Origin of the sequence: Amphritea sp. (assembly GCF_048266285.1) — a bacterium.
Taxonomy (GTDB): domain Bacteria; phylum Pseudomonadota; class Gammaproteobacteria; order Pseudomonadales; family Balneatricaceae; genus Amphritea.
In genome coordinates this window covers 51,666-68,206 of the sequence record NZ_JBLWZV010000005.1, presented here as the reverse complement: position 1 = coordinate 68,206, position 16,541 = coordinate 51,666, and the positions used below count along the sequence as shown (strand labels likewise).

The window sequence follows — 16,541 nt, the reverse complement described above, 5'->3', positions numbered from 1 at the left end:
AGAGTGGGTAATTAAATTGCTAATGAGTGTGCTCGTAAGGTCTTTATTAAACGCACCGCTAAGGTGCTGGAATAAGAAAATCCTTATCGAATGCAGGGCCAGTATTGATGACTAACTTGAAATGAACCTGAAAGTGGCTGTGTTTTTGTCATCTTAAGTCGTTAAACTACTCAAATTGATATAAAGCGGGGAAACCTTTGTGTTTTTTCTCGGTCTTAACTGCTCCGTTTGGGCCGTGTGCGTGAATAAGATGTGTCAGGTTTCTAGATGTTAGGGCGATATGCAACTTCCAAAGATTGAGGCTGAAAGCCAGGCTCAACAACAGCAAGCTATTCAGCAAGCGGTACTGAAAGGGATTCGCGCCTACTTCAGCGATTGTCGTAGCCGCGTGCCGAGCTTTGTTGCTACACACTTTCGATATCCAGCGGCGCTGGAAACCAATCGGGTGGCGTTTGGCTTGGATATTCTGCGCGCCCCGATTAATCTTTTTTGGGCCCCATTGTTTGCCTTGGTTAGCCTGCTGCGTTTCTTGGTCGGGCGTTCTGCGCGGTTGGGCTGGCTACACCGTTTGTTCGGGCGTTTTCCCGCTGGCTTTACCACTCAGGTGCAAACCCATATCAGTGAATTAGTGCTGCGTGATTTACTGCAGCATAACCAGCCGGATGCCTCGTTGAGTTGGTATATTGCGGAGGCGTTACGTGAGTTATATCAGCAGCAGAGTGATGTCTGTGTCGATATTGCTCACTTTCATCGTCAGGCGGAGCCCATTATTGAGGATGCCTTGGCACAGTATCGGGTGACCCGCACCGCTTCGGCGGATATTACTAACACATTGTCATGCACGGTATTGGGGGCGTTCGCGTTTCAGAAGTTTACCCCCGGTGGTATAGGTATCGGTTTGATGCTGGCGAGTATGATCAGTACCCAGCTAGCCAGTCGAGACTTTCTTTTGGGTGAAACCCTAGGCAACCTCTATTACAGTGTTTTTCCCCCTTCGCCGTCGCTGACTCTTACTTTGGCAACGATCGCAGGCGTTTTGGCGGTGTTGTCGGCGGGGGCTGCTTTGAGTGGGGTGATCTCCGACCCAGTGCAGGCCGCATTGGGGCTGCACCGTTATCGTCTGAATAAGATGCTTCGGCATATGGAGCAGGATATGCTCCAGCAAAGTAGCAATAGCTTCCGCCCTAAAGATCAGTATCTGGCGCGAATTATGGAATGCTTTGATCTGATTCGCGCCGGGTTGCTATAACGGGTTTTATTGGCCTGGCTTTGTCAGCATCCGGTTAGGCCGGCGCGGTAAACTGCTGCCAGCCTTGTAAGATCTCGATAAAGTCATCGAGTCCGCAGCAGGCAGTCGATTCTTGATCGTAGTACACCAGATTGTCTTCCGGTTCTTCGGTGTCATCGTATGCATCCAGCGCATGGGCACGGACGATGGCTTCATCTTGATTGAGTACCAGATTATATTCCGACCCTTCCATTAGATATTCGCGCCGTTGCTGCTGTTGCAGCTCGGTGGTGATACGTAATAATTCGGCAATAACGGGCTGGCGGCTTCTGAGTTCATAGGTCAGCCAGTAACCTAGGGCTTCATGGCCCATCGAAAACTCAGCACAGTATGCGCCATAAATATCGTGGGTGAAATCGTAGTCCACAATCGTGCTCCGTAGATAGTGAAGGTTAACCTTAATCGCATAGTTTAACCGGGTTGGGAGAATAGCACAGGCGGCCTGAATAGCGCAGCGATCGGCGTGATGCTGATGAGAGGAGCATCAGTTTGAGTGTGCGAGCTGCTGTTATTGTCAGACTGCAGTATCGCTTACGGGCGAATCGTCGCTAATTAGCATCATTATTGTTTTCGGCATTTAGTTTATATGGATACATTTATCAGATTGGTTAATGAATAGTGGAATCTTGATATCAGTACGTTATATTTAACGGCTAGCATGGTCGTAAAATAAGTTTGTTGCTTATGCTAGGGGTGGATAATAGCCCTTTAGATTCATACGCTTCAAGGAGTTAGATAGCGTGAATGACCAACAAGATGATATCTACAAAACGTTACTGGAGTCGACTAAGGCGATTCCTTGGCGGGTATGCTGGGAAACAAAAACCTTTGAATACATTGGGCCGCAGATCGAGGCCCTGTTAGGTTGGCCTCAAGATAGTTGGGTCACCGAGAATGATTGGCTTAATCGTATCCATGAAGATGACCGAGAAAAGTGCATCAACGACTGTATCGCATCGAGCCGTTTTGATGACTATGAACTGGATTATCGGGCTCTAACCGCAACGGGTGAGAGTGTCTGGGTGCGGGATGTTGTGCATGTTGTGCGCGAAGACGATGGTGCGATCAAAGCACTTATCGGGTTTGTATTTGATATTTCAGATCGAAAAGCGTTAGAGGATGACCTTCAGCGAGCGAATAAAAAGCTGGAGGTGCTGTCGTTTCAAGATGGTTTGACCGGTGTTGCCAATTGGCGTTTGTATGATCAGACGTTAGCGCGGGAATGGGCACATGCGGTACGTAATGATGCGCCTTTATCGCTGATTGTTGTCGATATTGATCAATTCAAAGACTATAACGACCGCTTCGGTCACCTCTTAGGTGATGAAGGTCTCAAGTCAGTGGCTAAAGCCTTGCAGGGTGTTGCTACCCGTTCAACCGACTTTATTGCTCGCTATGGGGGCGAAGAGTTCGTCTTATTGCTGCCCGATACCGGGCGAGAATCAGCCTATGATATTGCCCAATGTTGTTTGCGTGCAGTACTCGACCTTTCAATTACCCATCCGGGGGCTGAAGCGGGGCACTTTCTCTCGATCAGCGCCGGGGTTGCCTGTGTACAGCCCCGTCTTAATGGTGATCGCAGTTGTTTATTTGAGACCGCTGATCGGATGTTGTATGAAGCGAAACGTAGTGGCCGTAACAAGGTTGTTTGTAGTTGGCCGCAAGAGATAGCTCGCCAAGGGCGTGAGCTAAACTAGATATTAGCGAACGACTGGTGACTAAGATTAACTGAGGTTGTGCTAAATCGATAATAAAAAGCCCGGTATCAGAACCGGGCTTTGATAGGCAAGCCATTCACTTCAGTTGGTCGTGGCTTGCTTTACTACTATTCGGACATCACCCCGAACAGTAGCCCCTTCAACTGGTGTTTTTTGGCTTTATTGATTGTCTCGGCTTTTCTCAAGTATCTCGGCCCGCAAACAATACATCGACAACCTCACGGAAATGCGCTGCCCGCTTGGAAATTTCGACCGGTATCTTCAGGCGACGAGCGATATCACTGGATGAAATGACACCGCGTATCTGATGCTTCGCGCTATCCACTACCAGCATATGTGGGGTACCGGTGTGTTGTAAGGTACGCATCAGGTCGCCGATAGAGGCGTGGTTTACTTCCGATAGCGGTATGGCATGTAAGCGATCACGGGGAGTCATTACCTCTTTAATAGAGATATCGTGCCGCTTCAGTCCTGCGGAGGTGGCGATACTCATGGCCGAACGGCTTTCCAGATCGGCAATGGTGAGCAGTCCGCGAAAGTTTTCATCTTTATCGATGACCAATACCGAGCGAACATGCACTTTACGCATCATCTGTCGGGCTTCATCGATTGAGACATCCTGCTCCATCATCAGTGGTTGTACTTTCTCAAAATCGGTTACCACTTCGATGGCTGGGGTGTCGAGTGTGTATTCGTGCAGTTCCTTTGGACTAGCGATATGGTCGGAAGCATTGAGTAGAATCGTTTTTAATTCATTGTAATTATTCATAGCATCATCCTGCCTTAATGGCGGTCATCAATTAGATAAAATAGTGATGTGAAAATTAGCTAAAAACGGGTGGGGCTCTTGTGCTGGGGGCTATCCAACGTGGGTTGGAGGGGTGGAACGGGGTTTCTTGCTGTTCTGTGGGAGGGTTGAACCGTAACGTATGATTAGTGGTTGAAACTAGCAGGCAGGGTTGATCGTTATCGCCGTTGGTGGCGGGTAATAACATCTGCTCGGAAATACTTTCATTGACGGATAATAGCTGAGAGGCAAGGGGTTCGAGTGCCAGTCCACGGCTTTGCATCGCTATCAACACCAACAACAGCATCAGCGCGAAGCCATATTGGCTCGTGCGGGTGGGTTGAGGTGAGGTGATGCTGTCAATGTGCTTCATGAATTCCAGTGTAGGCTAAAATTAACAGCGGGGGAATCCTGAAACGGAAAGTTTGTCGATCGTTAGGTTTATTGAATCGCTTTATAGGCCGCCTAAAGGAAATTATGTGCCACATCTGTTGCGATATTGATCAATATCAAGCGGCAAATAATGGCCGCTGAGTTTGTGCCAATATGGGGCTATCGCCCGATTTTAAAGGGTTTGTTCGCTGTTTGAGGTGTGCCGATAAGGCATGAATGTTAAGTTTTGTTAAGTTAGGTTAAGCCGTTGTTAAGAAGTGCAAAGTCGCCATAGAAGTAAGGATAAATCAGCGCCAAGTGTTTTTTCCGGTATATCCTTTGCAAATTCCGATAACTTTAAATCATATTAATCGGCAAGGAGAACGCTATGAGTATTACCGGTATTCAGGCGGGCGGTACTTCAATGATGGAGATGAGAAAACCTCCTTCACCTGAAGATCTCGCCCAACAAATGGTAAACGCAGTCGAAGAAGGTAGTGTCGATGGGGAAACACTGGTCGCTAATTTGACCTCGCGTTTTGGCGACGATGCCTCTTCGGTACTGGCTGAGGACGGCTCTATTGATGTTGATGAATTAACGTCATTGTTAGCCAACAATGCCCCAGGCAACGGAGGTGAAGCCCAGGGTATGGCTCCGCCACCGCCGCCACCTCCTCAGGGGATGATATCCAGTGAAGAGTTGCAGTTAAAGTTGACCGAAGAGTTTGGTGAAGAAGCGGTTGCTTCGATTTTTGATGAAGATGGTTCAGTTAATTTTGATGAGCTGATTTCACTGTTTCAGAGCCAAGAGAGTTCTACCACCGGTATCCTGCTGGATACCTCGGCCTGAGCCTAAATTTCAAGAGCGCTGTTTGTACCGTTCGCCCCTAATTATTGGGTCTTAACGTCGTTAATCGATGGTATCTTTTGCGATCTATCCAAACCCGGCCTTTGTGCCGGGTTTTTGCTGTAAGGTCTTTATTAGCTTATTGATTCTAATAATTTTTTAGCTACGCCCTAGAGCAGGAGTTTGTTAGCCATGGGGGATATCGCCCGCCCTATAACATCAAACTGGGTAATTCATTGATTGTAGTGGTGGGTAAATATTATATGATACCTATCAGGGAGTTCGACACCAATAGGGAATATCTTAGCTTTTGAATTTAGGGTTTGTTGGAATCCGAGCCCGTCTTAAGTCAGGCCTTCTGGTATAGGTTGGGTCTGCGGAGCTGTCTATGCTTTTAAAGGGTCTATCTATTCGCCATAAGCTCATGCTTACCACCATTCTTCCGGTGCTTGGTATTGTTATTGTCATCGCCACCTCACTCAGTCAACTCCAAAGCGCCAACGATGGCGTTGATCGTATCTATGAAGAGCGTGTACTACCGCTGAAAGATTTAAAAGTGATTGCCGATGAGTATGCGGTGTTGGTGATTGATGCGGTTAATAAGGCAAATGCCGGTATTTTAACCGGTGCTGAAGCCTTGCAGGGGATTCAGGCTGCGCGAAAAACCATTACTGGGAAATGGCAGGATTATCGGGCGCACACTCTAACCGATGACGAGCTACAGATGGCAAATGATGCGGAGCAACTCTTTGTGGTGGCTGATCGCTCATTAGATAAGCTTGAAATGGGCATCAAACAGGTTGGTTTAGGCAATATTAAGGGCCAGTTAGATGCTTATGATGGCCCGTTGTATAAAGATATCGATCCGATCAGTGATAAAATTTCGACGCTTATTAATCTGCAATTACAGATTGCGGCCGAAGAGCGAAGTAACGTGCAAGCGGTGTATAAAACCTCATTAACTATTATGTTGGTGTTGGGCGCCTGCTTAATGGTGCTCTTAGCGTTGCTCGGATTGTTGGTGTATCGTTCAATCCGGCAGCCGCTGGATGCACTCCGTTTTGCTATGAATGAGGTGGCTCAAAAGTCCGATCTTACCGCCACAGTTGAGGTGAACAGTTCAGATGAGCTGGGCAAAATGTCTGAAAACTTCAATCAAATGCTGGCTCATCAGCGTCTGTTAATTGGTGGTATCAGTAGTGCCACGCTGCAACTGGCCTCCGCCGCTGAAGAGATGTCATCAATCAGTGATCAGACTAATAAAAGCATCGGTAGCCAGCGGATGGAAATTGAGCAGGTTGCGAGTGCCATGAACCAAATGGTATCAACTTCCCAAGAGGTGGCAAAAAGTGCAGAACAGGCGGATAGTCAGACGAAACTAATGCAGGAACAGGCTTATCAGGGCAATGGGATTGTCTCGGCGGCAGTTGCCTCTACCAACAGTTTGATTGGCAATGTCGCACAGGTGTCCCAACGTATTTGCGCGGTGGAAAAGAATAGCGAAAATATCGATTCAATCATCAATGTGATTAAAGAGATAGCTGATCAGACCAACCTGCTAGCGCTTAATGCCGCCATTGAAGCAGCCCGAGCTGGTGATCAAGGTCGGGGTTTTTCGGTGGTTGCTGATGAAGTTCGTACCTTAGCCCTGCGTACTCAACAATCAACAACAGAGATTCAGACCGCGATTGAACGTTTACAGGTGGATACCCGCTCGGCAGTCAATGCGATGGAACAGAGCCAGGCAGAAGCAGAGCAGACCGGTGGGAAAGCGGCAGAGGCGGGCAATGCGTTGCAGGGTATATCTGCTGCGGTATGTATGATTACCGATATGAATACCCATATCGCCTCGGCCAGTGAAGAACAAACCAGTGTAGCCGAAGCCATCAACCGTTCACTGGTAGCGATTAACGATTCTGCCCAAGGCTCATCGGAAGGCGCCCAGCAATTGTCGATCGCCAGCGATGAGCTGTCAAAACTGGCGGCAGAGTTAAACACCAAGGTTGGCCAGTTTAAAACCTAGGGACGCGTTGCGATTCGCTAGAGGCTTCGGCGCTTGTGAGTCGCTCGCAAACGCCAGTAAGCGGCATACATAGGTGCCAGTTATCGGCCTTAATTTTGCCTCAGGGTTGAGAGAAGAGTACTAGCAGAGTACATTCAGGGTTTGTACAACATAACTCGTCACCAGATTGCCTGTGCAATCATGTAGTTGGTCAGGACGGCCAAGCAGCGCATCGCGCCTATGCAAATGGATATAACATGGATGCTTTTTTTAAGAGCCGGTGTACGTGGCTCATCGTTCGTTATCTGAAAATCCCCATCGCTGTTTATCGCAAACGTCATTGTGTTTTGTTGTTACTTGTCGGTAGTTTGTTGCTGCCGGGTATCGCTGGTGCGGATGTGTTGAGCGATTCCTATGAGCGCTTCATCCTGTCACTAGGCAAACTTATCTCTCAGCCTCTCTCGGATGGCGTTGGGACAGAACTTAAATCGATCGTTGTCGAATACCGTAATCAACCGGTGAGTTTCCAATATCAACTATGGCAGCTGCGGCCTAATAGCGTCTGCCTGCCACTGAAAGGTGATCTATTAGATTATTCTGCGTGTACTGAGGCGGCGAGTCAGTTCTTTAGAGAAACCTGCCAAACATTAGCACAGCACCCCAACCGGACACCCGATTACTCAAATTATAAGCGCCTTTACTGCGATGCTGCTGCTAGCTATCAGCCGGTTGTCGCAAAAGTTAATCGTGCAACCGAGATCGATGAAGAGGCTAAACAGCGGCAACGCTGTGCCATGCTCACTATTAAAGCCGCCCGTACCCATAAAAATATTGATGTCTATGAACGAGATAAAGTCTGTGGAGGCCCATAGCATAGATATTTTGTTCCAGGTGTTGCGTTGCGCGCAAGCGCCTTAAATAAGAGTGTATTCAAGTCAGATCAGGGTAGCGAAATGGTTAATGTCAGTATAAAGGTGGCCGGGTCATGATGTTTGAAGATAATAATACCCCCGTCTCCATGTATAGCTGTAAGGATTGTTAACGATGAAGTTTTTTATCTTATTATTTCTTATTCTCGGCGTGTTTTTGTTTATCGCGATGAGCAAAAAACAGCAGCGAACAGGGCGTAAAGACACGGCTGAAGCGTTGCCCGAGGCTACGGATTTAGTACCCTCCGCGACGTTGGGTATACCCGAAGCGCTAGGCTATCGTCAATGCGGTCCGTTGTTCACCCCCGCGGAGCGTTCCTTCTATGGTGTGTTATTAAAAGCCATTGATAGTGATCAACATCAGGTGTTCGGCAAAGTTCGCGTTGCAGACGTGTTGGAGCCGCAGCCGAGCCGTAACCGTAGTCAGTGGCAGAAAGCCTTTAATGCTATCAGTGCTAAACATTTCGACTTTGTTATTTGCAAAACTGACGATCTAACTCCTGTCGCTGCCATCGAACTCGACGATAAAAGCCACAACCAGAAACATCGGCAGAAACGCGACGAACTGCTGATGAAAATCTGCAAACAATCAAAGCTTCCGCTCCTGCGAATCCCCGCGCAATACGCCTATAAAACGGACGTGCTGAAGATGATGTTGGCGAAGGAAATAGATGGGAATTCAAAAGTTATTAGTCACTAAGGGGTAATATTTCATCCAATTATTAAATTGACGTGTCACATATGGAGATCGGCATGAAATTAAGTCAAGTATTATCTCAAATTAATCAAGTAGAACGATCAAAATTTGTGAGCTGTTTAGATAGAAAGACCATTGTATCTGCCTATAAAGCGAGAAGAAATCCTAACTTTTCAGCAAAACTCCTTACAAAGGGAGGGCTTCTTAAGGCCGATTTGATAGCTAAAACAATCTGAATTTATTATGAGAAAAGGCAGTTGCCCATAACCAAAAAAAGCCCAGCATCTCTGCTGGGCTTTTTTCTTTTTTGGACTACGAACGACGAGCAAGTCGCGAAGCGACGTTCGAACGACGGCCCTTTGGCGCTTACAGCGCCTCGATCTTGCCGTATTGCTCGCTCAATTGACCAAGAGAGGCTTTGTATTCCGCCAGCTTCTCCCGCTCTTTAGCCACAACGGCTTCCGGTGCATTCGCAACGAATTTGTCGTTGTTTAGTTTGCCTTCCAGACGACCGGCTTCTTTCTGTAGCTTATCCATCTCTTTCTTCAGACGGGCCAGTTCGGCACCTTTGTCGATCAGGCCAGCCATCGGTACAAGCACCTGCATATCGCCGACCAATTGAACGGCAGACATCGGCGCTTCTTCACCGGCTTCCAGCCAAGTTATCGAGCTGAGAGAGGCAAGTTTCGCAAGGAAAGAACGGTTGGCATCGAGACGGGTTTTATCGTCGGCGGTGCCTTTTTGGATCAGGATATCCAGCCCTTTCGCGGGGGAGATACCCATTTCACCACGGATATTACGCACCCCTGTGATAACCCCTTTCAGCCAGTTGATATCGGCTTCAGCGGCGGCATCATGCTGCGCTTCATTGGCAATCGGGAAAGGTTGCAGCATGATGGTTTCACCTTCAACACCGGCAATCTCTTTAATTGATTGCCAGATCTCTTCGGTGATGTACGGCATGATCGGGTGAGTTAATCGGAGGATCACTTCCAGTGCGCGTACCAGTGTGCGGCGAGTGCCGCGCTTGGCTTCAGCCGAGGCGTTGTCATCCCACAGTACCGGTTTGGAAAGTTCTAGATACCAACCACAGTATTCGTTCCAGATGAAGTCGTACAGCGTCTGAGAGGCCAGATCAAAACGGTATTCATCCAGATGTTTGGTGACTTCGGCTTCGACTTTCTGCAGTTCGCTGGCGATCCAGCGGTCGGCCAATGACAACTCAACGTCGCCACCGTTCTGACCACAGTCTTCACCGTCGGTGTTCATCTGCACATAACGGGCGGCGTTCCAGATTTTGTTACAGAAGTTACGGTAACCTTCCAGTCGTTTCACATCCCAGTTGATATCCCGGCCGGTAGAGGCCAAGGCGGCGAGGGTGAAGCGCATCGCATCGGTACCGTGGGCGGAGATCCCTTCGGGGAACTGCTTTTCGGTACGTTTACCAATTTTCTCAGCCAGTTGCGGCTGCATCATGTTGCCGGTACGTTTTTCCAGCAGGTCTGGTAGGCTGATGCCGTCGATCATATCCAGTGGGTCAAGCACGTTGCCCTTGGATTTAGACATCTTGTCGCCGTTTTCATCGCGGATTAGACCGGTGACATAAACGGTTTTAAAGGGGACTTGCGGTTTGTCGTTCTCATCTTTGATGAGGTGCATGGTCATCATCATCATCCGGGCAACCCAGAAGAAGATGATATCGAAGCCGGTAACCAGTACATCGGTCGGATGGAAAGTTTGCAGACGTTCGGTGTTTTCAGGCCAACCTAAGGTGCCAAAGGTCCATAGACCGGAGCTGAACCAAGTATCGAGCACATCATCGTCTTGACGCAGTTCGGTTTCCAAGTCTAGACCATATTTTTCACGGGCCGCCGCAGCATCCTTCGCCACGTAGACATTGCCTTCGTTATCGTAGAATGCCGGGATACGGTGGCCCCACCACAGTTGACGGGAGATACACCAATCTTGGATATCCCGCATCCAGGCGAAGAACATGTTTTCGTACTGTTTAGGAACGAACTTGATATCGCCATCTTCAACGGCTTTGATGGCTGGGCCAGAAAGGGTTTTCGCATCGGCAAACCACTGATCGGTTAGCATAGGCTCGATGACTACGCCACCGCGGTCACCGTAAGGGATGGTCATATCGTTTTCTTCGATTTTAACCAGCAGCCCAGCGGCTTCCATATCGGCAACGATCGCTTTGCGGGCAGCAAAGCGTTCCATGCCACGGTATTTTTCCGGCAGAGTGGTGTCTATGTCGTGGTTTTCACTGCCATCGGTATTAAAGGTTTCTGCTGCCTCACGGATATCACCGTTGAGGGTGAGAATATTGATCATGGGGAGCTGGCAACGCTTGCCGACTTCATTGTCGTTAAAGTCGTGGGCAGGGGTGATTTTTACACAACCGGTGCCTTTTTCCATATCGGCGTGTTCATCGCCGACGATGGGGATACGACGGCCAACCAATGGCAGAATAATCTCTTTGCCGATCAGGTCTTGATAGCGTTCATCATCGGGGTTAACCGCAACACCGGTATCGCCGAGCAGGGTTTCTGGACGGGTTGTACCCACTACCAGATAGTCTTCGCCAGCGGCGGTTTTAACACCGTCAGCCAGTGGGTAGCGCAGATACCACATCTTGCCTTTTACATCGCGGTTTTCCACTTCGAGATCGGAAATCGCGGTGTGTAGTTTTGGATCCCAGTTAACCAGACGTTTACCACGGTAGATCAGGCCTTCGTCATAGAGACGGATAAACACTTCTTGCACGGCGGTATAAAAACCAGAATCCATGGTGAAGCGTTCGCTTGGCCAGTCAACTGAATCACCTAAACGGCGCATCTGGTTGGTGATCATGCCGCCGGATTCGGCTTTCCATTCCCAGATCTTCTCGATAAAGGCATCACGGCCAAGATCGTGACGGGTTTTCTGCTCTTCAGCCGCCAGTTTACGTTCGACCACCATCTGGGTGGCGATACCGGCATGGTCGGTACCAACCTGCCAAAGGGTGTTTTTACCCTTCATGCGCTGATAGCGAACCAGCGCATCCATGATGGTGTGCTGGAAAGCATGACCCATATGCAGGCTGCCGGTGACATTCGGCGGCGGGATCATAATGCTGTAGGCCTCGCCTTCACCGGAAGGGGTGAAGTAACCTTTTTCTTCCCAGGTTTTGTACCAGGATTTCTCGATCTCGTGCGGCTGGTAGGTGGTATCCATTAATAGACCGTGCTCTCAAAGCTAGAATTAGTGCAAAAAAATAGTCGGATATTATAGCGCTCGCAAGGCGGTTAAGCGAGGGGTAAAAACCGTTGCTCGCGGCCCAAAGATAATGCTTCCCATGACTTGTTGGTTGTTCGTAAAGCCTTATATATTGGCGGAAAGGTTTGAATGGGTACAGAAGGGTGAGCGGCTGTTTCTTTCTCTGGGTAACGCTATCGTTGCGGGACACAGCTCTCAGATGATTGGTTTTGTGGTTAAGCTAGCGCTTTGTTTAATTAGCGCTCTGGTTTAGTTAGCCCTTAGGTCGCATATCATGCATCTTGGGGCTGATACCGTTTTGTTTGTATAACGCGAAATTTTTACGAGTGGCGCTGAGGATATCGGGTTGCTGAATCACAATTTCGAGAATACGTTCAAATTTGAGGGTTTCTTCCGCGGCTTCTAAGCCTAGGTTGATGTACACATCGCGATGGGTCGGCAGTTGATCTCCCCAACCGATCTGTACCGGGGCGGCGGGCTTTTGATTGAGAATGCCGTGGGGAATAAACGCATCGGCGCGGTAGTCCCAGAGCAGTTGGTCGAGACGTTGGGCCTCGTGTTCATCGGAGACATGAATAAATACGTTGAGTCCTCGGCCCAAAACCTTGTCCGCTAACCGACAGAGAAATGCGGTGCGGCTTTCCGGTTCAGCATTCGGCAGAACATAGAAATCAGCCTGACTCATAGGTGCTCACTCTTTACAGCAAAAAGTTTAACCGGCTGGCGCAATGGTGAATGCTGAAGGTGCAGCACCTGTAGGGTGCAGCACCTTGTAGATCATGACCAGACTAACCGGTTGACTGACTTACTCTTCCGTCAGATCGTCAACTTGGGCGATCAAATGTTGACACAACAGGGGGACGCAGCGGCCGGTAGCGCCTTTCGCTTTACCATTGCTGTTCCACGCCACGCCGGCGATATCCAAATGCGCCCAACGATACTTCTTAGTGTAACGGGACAGGAAGCAAGCGGCAGTCACGGTACCCGCAGCTGGGCCACCGATATTGGCCATATCGGCAAAGTTGCTGTCCAGTTGTTCCTGATACTCATCCCACAACGGTAGACGCCATGCTTTATCCGCGGCGAATTCGCCGGCGGCCAATAGGTCATCCGCTAGCAGGTCATCATTGGAGAGCAGGCCGGTTGCATGGTTACCCAGTGCGACGATGCAAGCACCGGTCAGGGTAGCGACATCAACGACGGTTTCAGGTTCGAAACGTTCGGCGTAAGTCAGGGCATCACAGAGTACCAAACGGCCTTCGGCGTCGGTATTAAGGATTTCAACTGTTTGGCCAGACATAGTCGTGACGATATCGCCCGGTTTAGAGGCGTTGCCAGCCGGCATGTTTTCCGCTGAGGCGATAATACCAACCACGTTTAGGTCGAGTCCGAGTTGAGTCAGTGCTTCCATCGCGCCCATCACACTAGCAGCACCACACATATCAAACTTCATCTCATCCATCTTGGCACCCGGTTTCAGGCTGATGCCGCCGGTGTCGAAGGTGATCCCTTTACCTACAAGCACGTGGGGATGTTGATCTGGTTCGCCGCCTTTGTACTCCATCACGATGAGTTTAGAGGCTTCTGAGCTGCCTTTACCCACGGATAGCAGGGAATGCATTCCCAGTTGTTCCATTTCGGCTTCATCGAGAATGGTGGTGGTGAGATCGTCGCACTCTTGCGCCAACGTCAGGGCTTTTTCTGCCAAATAGGTTGGGGTGCAGATATTGCCGGGCAGGTTGCCTAGTTCGCGAGCCGTGTCGATACCGTTAGCAATCGCAGAACCATCGCTAATGGAAAATTCACCGAGCTCGGCATTGTCGTGGCTCAGCAGGAAAGCGATGCTTTCGAGGCTGAGGGCATCGGCTTTCTTGCTCTTGGTGGCATCATATTGATACAGCTCAGCGCTGGCCCATTCGGTGTTGTGGCGCAGTTGACGATAAAGATCTTGATCCGCGCTTTCGAGGCCGTCCAGTGCAATCACAATGGCTTTGCAGCGAATTGCTTTCACCTGTCCCATGATACTTTGAATAATTTTAAGCTGGTTGCGGTCGCTACGCTCATCGGCCTTGCCCAGACCGACTAACAATACACGCTTAGCACTGATGCCTGGTACTTTATGCAGCAGTAAGGCTTCACCGCATTTACCCTGGTGATCAGCAAGCACATCTTTCAGATAACCGGCAGATGCTTTATTGATTAGATCTGCAGAGGGTGCCAGTTCGCCATCAGGGGCAACGCCGACGATTAAACAGTCAGTTTCAAGGGACTCTACTGACCCGGTAACTATTTCAAATTCCATGCTTTCTCCACACAAGACATCGTGCCTGGTTTATAAGATAATGACGTACCGGTTCAGGTGTTGATGTTGAACCGGCTTTAAATTGATACCCGGATTTTATCCTAATGCCGCAGAAACAAAACCCCGTTTTCGGTATCAGTGAGAATTCTTTACCGGCAATAATACAGGATATGGCAGTTTGATTATCTTTCGCTACCTGGCCAAAGAGGTATTGATCAGTATGGCCGCAGTTACATTAGTACTGCTGCTGATCATAATGAGTGGTCGTTTTATCAGTTACTTAAGTATCGCTGCAGCCGGAGAAATTCCGATGGAAGCGGTATTTTACTACCTTTTGTTTCGTCTGCCAGGGTTTCTTGAGCTGATTTTGCCGCTGGGCTTGTTTCTGGGCATTTTGCTGTCTTATGGCCGCTTATATCTCGAAAGTGAGATGGTGGTGCTGCAGGCAACCGGTATGAGTCAGCGCCGCCTGACCATGTATACCTTGGGGCCTGCTGTACTGACCGGGTTGCTGGTGGCATTTATGAGCCTGTACCTATCGCCTTTGGGGGCGAATCAGACCGAACTAATGTTGCAAAAACAGCGTAATATCGCTGAGTTTGATGTCATTAGTGAAGGTCGCTTTCAGGCGATGTCCCGTGGCAACCGAGTTACCTATATCGAGAAGATTGATAAAACCAGTGGCTCGATGAATGGCGTGTTTATCTCGGAAAAAGTGATCATTGGCGATCGCGAGCAAGCGGTGATGGTGGTGGCAGAGAAAGGCCGCAGCTATACCAATCCGGAAACCGGTATTCGTTATCTGGTGTTGGATAATGGCTATCGCTATGAGGGTAACCCCGGTGAAGCCGATTATCGGCAGATCGCCTTTGAAGAGTACGGGATTCGTTTGCCGGATCAACAGCCGATACAGGAGGTTAATAAGCTTTATTCGCTGCCCTCCGGTGATTTAATTAATGGCTCGGCGGCTGAACGGGCGCAACTACATTGGCGTTTATCGCTGCCGATGCTGACCTTGATTGTCGCTTTGCTAGCAGTGCCTCTAAGTAAGACGAACCCGCGTCAGGGGCGCTATGCCAAACTGATTCCGTCGATTTTGTTGTATATGACCTATCTGATGTTGTTAACCAACGTGCGTAAATATATTGAAAAGGATGGCGGCGCGGTGATGCTGCTTTGGTTGGTACATTTGTTGTATTTTGGTTTGGCGATGTTGTTGTTATACCTCGATGGCTCGTGGAAAAAACTCTGGCAACGACGGGAGGCTGATCATGCTGCTTAAGCTAGATCGCTATATCGGCCAGCAGGTGCTAATTAGCATACTGGTGGTGATGTTGATCGTCGTCGGTCTGGATTTCTTATTCAAGGTGATTGACGAGATGTCCGAACTCAACGAGGGTTATACTCTGCTGATTATGTTGGGTTATTCCGCCTTAAACATGCCTGCTGCTTTCTATGAGTATCTGCCCTTAGGTTGTTTGGTGGGTTGTTTACTGGGGCTGGGTGGGTTGGCCAGTGGCAGTGAATTAACCATTATGCGGGCTGCCGGGATCTCCATCTGGCGGTTGGTGAGGATGGTATTAAAGCCGATTATTTTACTCTCGTTGTTGGCATTGGTGATGGGCGAGTACATCGCCCCCTATACTGGCGCATTGTCTGAGAGTATTCGTGCTCAGCATCTTAATCGTGGCACGATTTCCGCCCGTACCGGTGTCTGGCACCGGGAAGGTGGCGAATATATCCATATCAATGTGGTCACTCCAGATGGCGATATTCAGGGAGTCACTCGCTTCTCGCTGGCGGAGGATAGTCATCTTACTTTCAGTAGTTATGCTCAGTCAGGTCATTATGAGAATGGTGTTTGGTTATTGAATAGCGTGGTGGAAACCCGCTTCTTGGATGATCAGACCAAGACGAGTTTTTATGACACCCTGCCGTGGTCTATCGAGCTGACGCCGCAGCGTTTGAAGGTTCTGATGGTTAAACCCAAAGAGATGTCTACCAGTGAGCTGTATCGCTATAGCCAATATCTGGCGGAGCAGGAACTGGATAATGACCGTTATATGCAGAGCTTCTGGCGCAAGGTGTTTCAGCCGCTGGCAATTATCGGTCTGGTGCTGGTGGCGGTGTCGTTTATTTTTGGTTCACTGCGCAGTGTGTCCACCGGACAACGCATTATCACCGGTGTGGTCGTCGGCATGGTATTTAAGATCAGTCAGGATATTCTTGCCCCGGTGAGCAGTCTGTACAGCATTGATCCAGTATGGGCGGCCTTGGTGCCGATAGTGGTTTGCATATCACTGGGTGGTTGGTTGATTAAGCGGGCGGGGTGAGC

At 49.2% G+C, this 16,541-nt stretch carries 15 protein-coding genes; 9 read left to right on the top strand and 6 right to left on the bottom strand.

Features of this window, described 5'->3' with window-relative positions:
- Positions 1-280 precede the first annotated feature (280 nt).
- Complete coding sequence (locus ACN0T0_RS08585; RefSeq protein WP_417225110.1) at positions 281-1,249, top strand: DUF6635 family protein; 969 nt, start codon at positions 281-283, stop codon at positions 1,247-1,249.
- Positions 1,250-1,283: 34 nt separating this feature from the next.
- On the opposite strand, the gene ACN0T0_RS08580 is transcribed toward ACN0T0_RS08585, so the two are convergent.
- On the bottom strand, positions 1,284-1,655 hold the full coding sequence (locus tag ACN0T0_RS08580) for a YacL family protein (RefSeq protein ID WP_417225108.1): 372 nt from the start codon (positions 1,653-1,655) through the stop codon (positions 1,284-1,286).
- 373 nt (positions 1,656-2,028) lie between these two features.
- Here ACN0T0_RS08580 and ACN0T0_RS08575 point away from each other — a divergent pair, with 373 nt between their 5' ends.
- On the top strand, positions 2,029-2,985 hold the full coding sequence (locus ACN0T0_RS08575; protein WP_417225106.1) for a diguanylate cyclase domain-containing protein: 957 nt from the start codon (positions 2,029-2,031) through the stop codon (positions 2,983-2,985).
- A 202-nt stretch (positions 2,986-3,187) separates the two neighbouring features.
- On the opposite strand, the gene ACN0T0_RS08570 is transcribed toward ACN0T0_RS08575, so the two are convergent.
- Entirely contained in the window at positions 3,188-3,775 is a 588-nt protein-coding gene (locus ACN0T0_RS08570) for a CBS domain-containing protein (protein WP_417225104.1), read from the bottom strand.
- A gap of 55 nt (positions 3,776-3,830) precedes the next feature.
- A complete protein-coding gene (locus ACN0T0_RS08565) occupies positions 3,831-4,166 on the bottom strand; it encodes a hypothetical protein (protein WP_417225102.1) in 336 nt (111 codons plus the stop codon).
- Positions 4,167-4,553: 387 nt separating this feature from the next.
- Here ACN0T0_RS08565 and ACN0T0_RS08560 point away from each other — a divergent pair, with 387 nt between their 5' ends.
- The 5 genes from ACN0T0_RS08560 (at position 4,554) to ACN0T0_RS08540 (ending at position 8,876) form a co-directional block, all read left to right on the top strand.
- The gene (locus ACN0T0_RS08560) at positions 4,554-5,015 is read left to right on the top strand and encodes a hypothetical protein (RefSeq protein WP_417225100.1); all 462 of its coding nucleotides are present in this window, start codon (positions 4,554-4,556) and stop codon (positions 5,013-5,015) included.
- Between the two features lie 385 nt (positions 5,016-5,400).
- Positions 5,401-7,035 (top strand): methyl-accepting chemotaxis protein, encoded by a 1,635-nt coding sequence (locus ACN0T0_RS08555; RefSeq protein WP_417225098.1) that lies wholly within the window; start codon positions 5,401-5,403, stop codon positions 7,033-7,035.
- Positions 7,036-7,271: 236 nt separating this feature from the next.
- Entirely contained in the window at positions 7,272-7,886 is a 615-nt protein-coding gene (locus ACN0T0_RS08550; RefSeq protein ID WP_417225097.1) for a hypothetical protein, read from the top strand.
- Between the two features lie 172 nt (positions 7,887-8,058).
- The gene (locus ACN0T0_RS08545) at positions 8,059-8,643 is read left to right on the top strand and encodes a DUF2726 domain-containing protein (RefSeq protein WP_417225095.1); all 585 of its coding nucleotides are present in this window, start codon (positions 8,059-8,061) and stop codon (positions 8,641-8,643) included.
- Between the two features lie 53 nt (positions 8,644-8,696).
- Entirely contained in the window at positions 8,697-8,876 is a 180-nt protein-coding gene (locus tag ACN0T0_RS08540; RefSeq protein WP_417225093.1) for a hypothetical protein, read from the top strand.
- A gap of 130 nt (positions 8,877-9,006) precedes the next feature.
- On the opposite strand, the gene ACN0T0_RS08535 is transcribed toward ACN0T0_RS08540, so the two are convergent.
- The 3 genes from ACN0T0_RS08535 to ACN0T0_RS08525 all read right to left on the bottom strand — a co-directional run bounded on the left by ACN0T0_RS08535 (position 9,007) and on the right by ACN0T0_RS08525 (position 14,206).
- Positions 9,007-11,862, bottom strand: coding sequence for a valine--tRNA ligase (locus ACN0T0_RS08535; RefSeq protein ID WP_417225091.1), 2,856 nt, complete (start codon positions 11,860-11,862; stop codon positions 9,007-9,009).
- A gap of 295 nt (positions 11,863-12,157) precedes the next feature.
- On the bottom strand, positions 12,158-12,589 hold the full coding sequence (locus ACN0T0_RS08530) for a DNA polymerase III subunit chi (protein WP_417225089.1): 432 nt from the start codon (positions 12,587-12,589) through the stop codon (positions 12,158-12,160).
- 120 nt (positions 12,590-12,709) lie between these two features.
- Entirely contained in the window at positions 12,710-14,206 is a 1,497-nt protein-coding gene (locus tag ACN0T0_RS08525; RefSeq protein WP_417225087.1) for a leucyl aminopeptidase, read from the bottom strand.
- Positions 14,207-14,384: 178 nt separating this feature from the next.
- On the opposite strand from ACN0T0_RS08525, the gene lptF reads away from it, so the two are divergent.
- Both lptF and lptG read left to right on the top strand, forming a co-directional pair.
- Positions 14,385-15,488 carry an LPS export ABC transporter permease LptF gene (lptF, locus tag ACN0T0_RS08520; protein WP_417225085.1) on the top strand — a complete coding sequence of 368 codons (1,104 nt, stop codon included), beginning with the start codon at positions 14,385-14,387 and terminating at the stop codon, positions 15,486-15,488.
- Positions 15,478-16,539 carry an LPS export ABC transporter permease LptG gene (lptG, locus tag ACN0T0_RS08515; protein ID WP_417225084.1) on the top strand — a complete coding sequence of 354 codons (1,062 nt, stop codon included), beginning with the start codon at positions 15,478-15,480 and terminating at the stop codon, positions 16,537-16,539. Before lptF ends, lptG begins: the two co-directional genes overlap by 11 nt.
- Positions 16,540-16,541: the final 2 nt, after the last annotated feature.

Bases quoted from the DNA above. Each gene is read 5' to 3' on its own strand.
- ACN0T0_RS08545 (WP_417225095.1), top strand. From the start codon at position 8,059: ATGAAGTTTTTTATCTTATTATTTCTTATTCTCGGCGTGTTTTTGTTT.
- ACN0T0_RS08555 (WP_417225098.1), top strand. From the start codon at position 5,401: ATGCTTTTAAAGGGTCTATCTATTCGCCATAAGCTCATGCTTACCACC.
- ACN0T0_RS08565 (WP_417225102.1), bottom strand. From the start codon at position 4,166: ATGAAGCACATTGACAGCATCACCTCACCTCAACCCACCCGCACGAGC.
- ACN0T0_RS08570 (WP_417225104.1), bottom strand. From the start codon at position 3,775: ATGAATAATTACAATGAATTAAAAACGATTCTACTCAATGCTTCCGAC.
- ACN0T0_RS08560 (WP_417225100.1), top strand. From the start codon at position 4,554: ATGAGTATTACCGGTATTCAGGCGGGCGGTACTTCAATGATGGAGATG.
- lptG (WP_417225084.1), top strand. From the start codon at position 15,478: ATGCTGCTTAAGCTAGATCGCTATATCGGCCAGCAGGTGCTAATTAGC.
- ACN0T0_RS08530 (WP_417225089.1), bottom strand. From the start codon at position 12,589: ATGAGTCAGGCTGATTTCTATGTTCTGCCGAATGCTGAACCGGAAAGC.
- ACN0T0_RS08540 (WP_417225093.1), top strand. From the start codon at position 8,697: ATGAAATTAAGTCAAGTATTATCTCAAATTAATCAAGTAGAACGATCA.
- ACN0T0_RS08550 (WP_417225097.1), top strand. From the start codon at position 7,272: ATGGATGCTTTTTTTAAGAGCCGGTGTACGTGGCTCATCGTTCGTTAT.
- ACN0T0_RS08535 (WP_417225091.1), bottom strand. From the start codon at position 11,862: ATGGATACCACCTACCAGCCGCACGAGATCGAGAAATCCTGGTACAAA.
- ACN0T0_RS08525 (WP_417225087.1), bottom strand. From the start codon at position 14,206: ATGGAATTTGAAATAGTTACCGGGTCAGTAGAGTCCCTTGAAACTGAC.
- ACN0T0_RS08585 (WP_417225110.1), top strand. From the start codon at position 281: ATGCAACTTCCAAAGATTGAGGCTGAAAGCCAGGCTCAACAACAGCAA.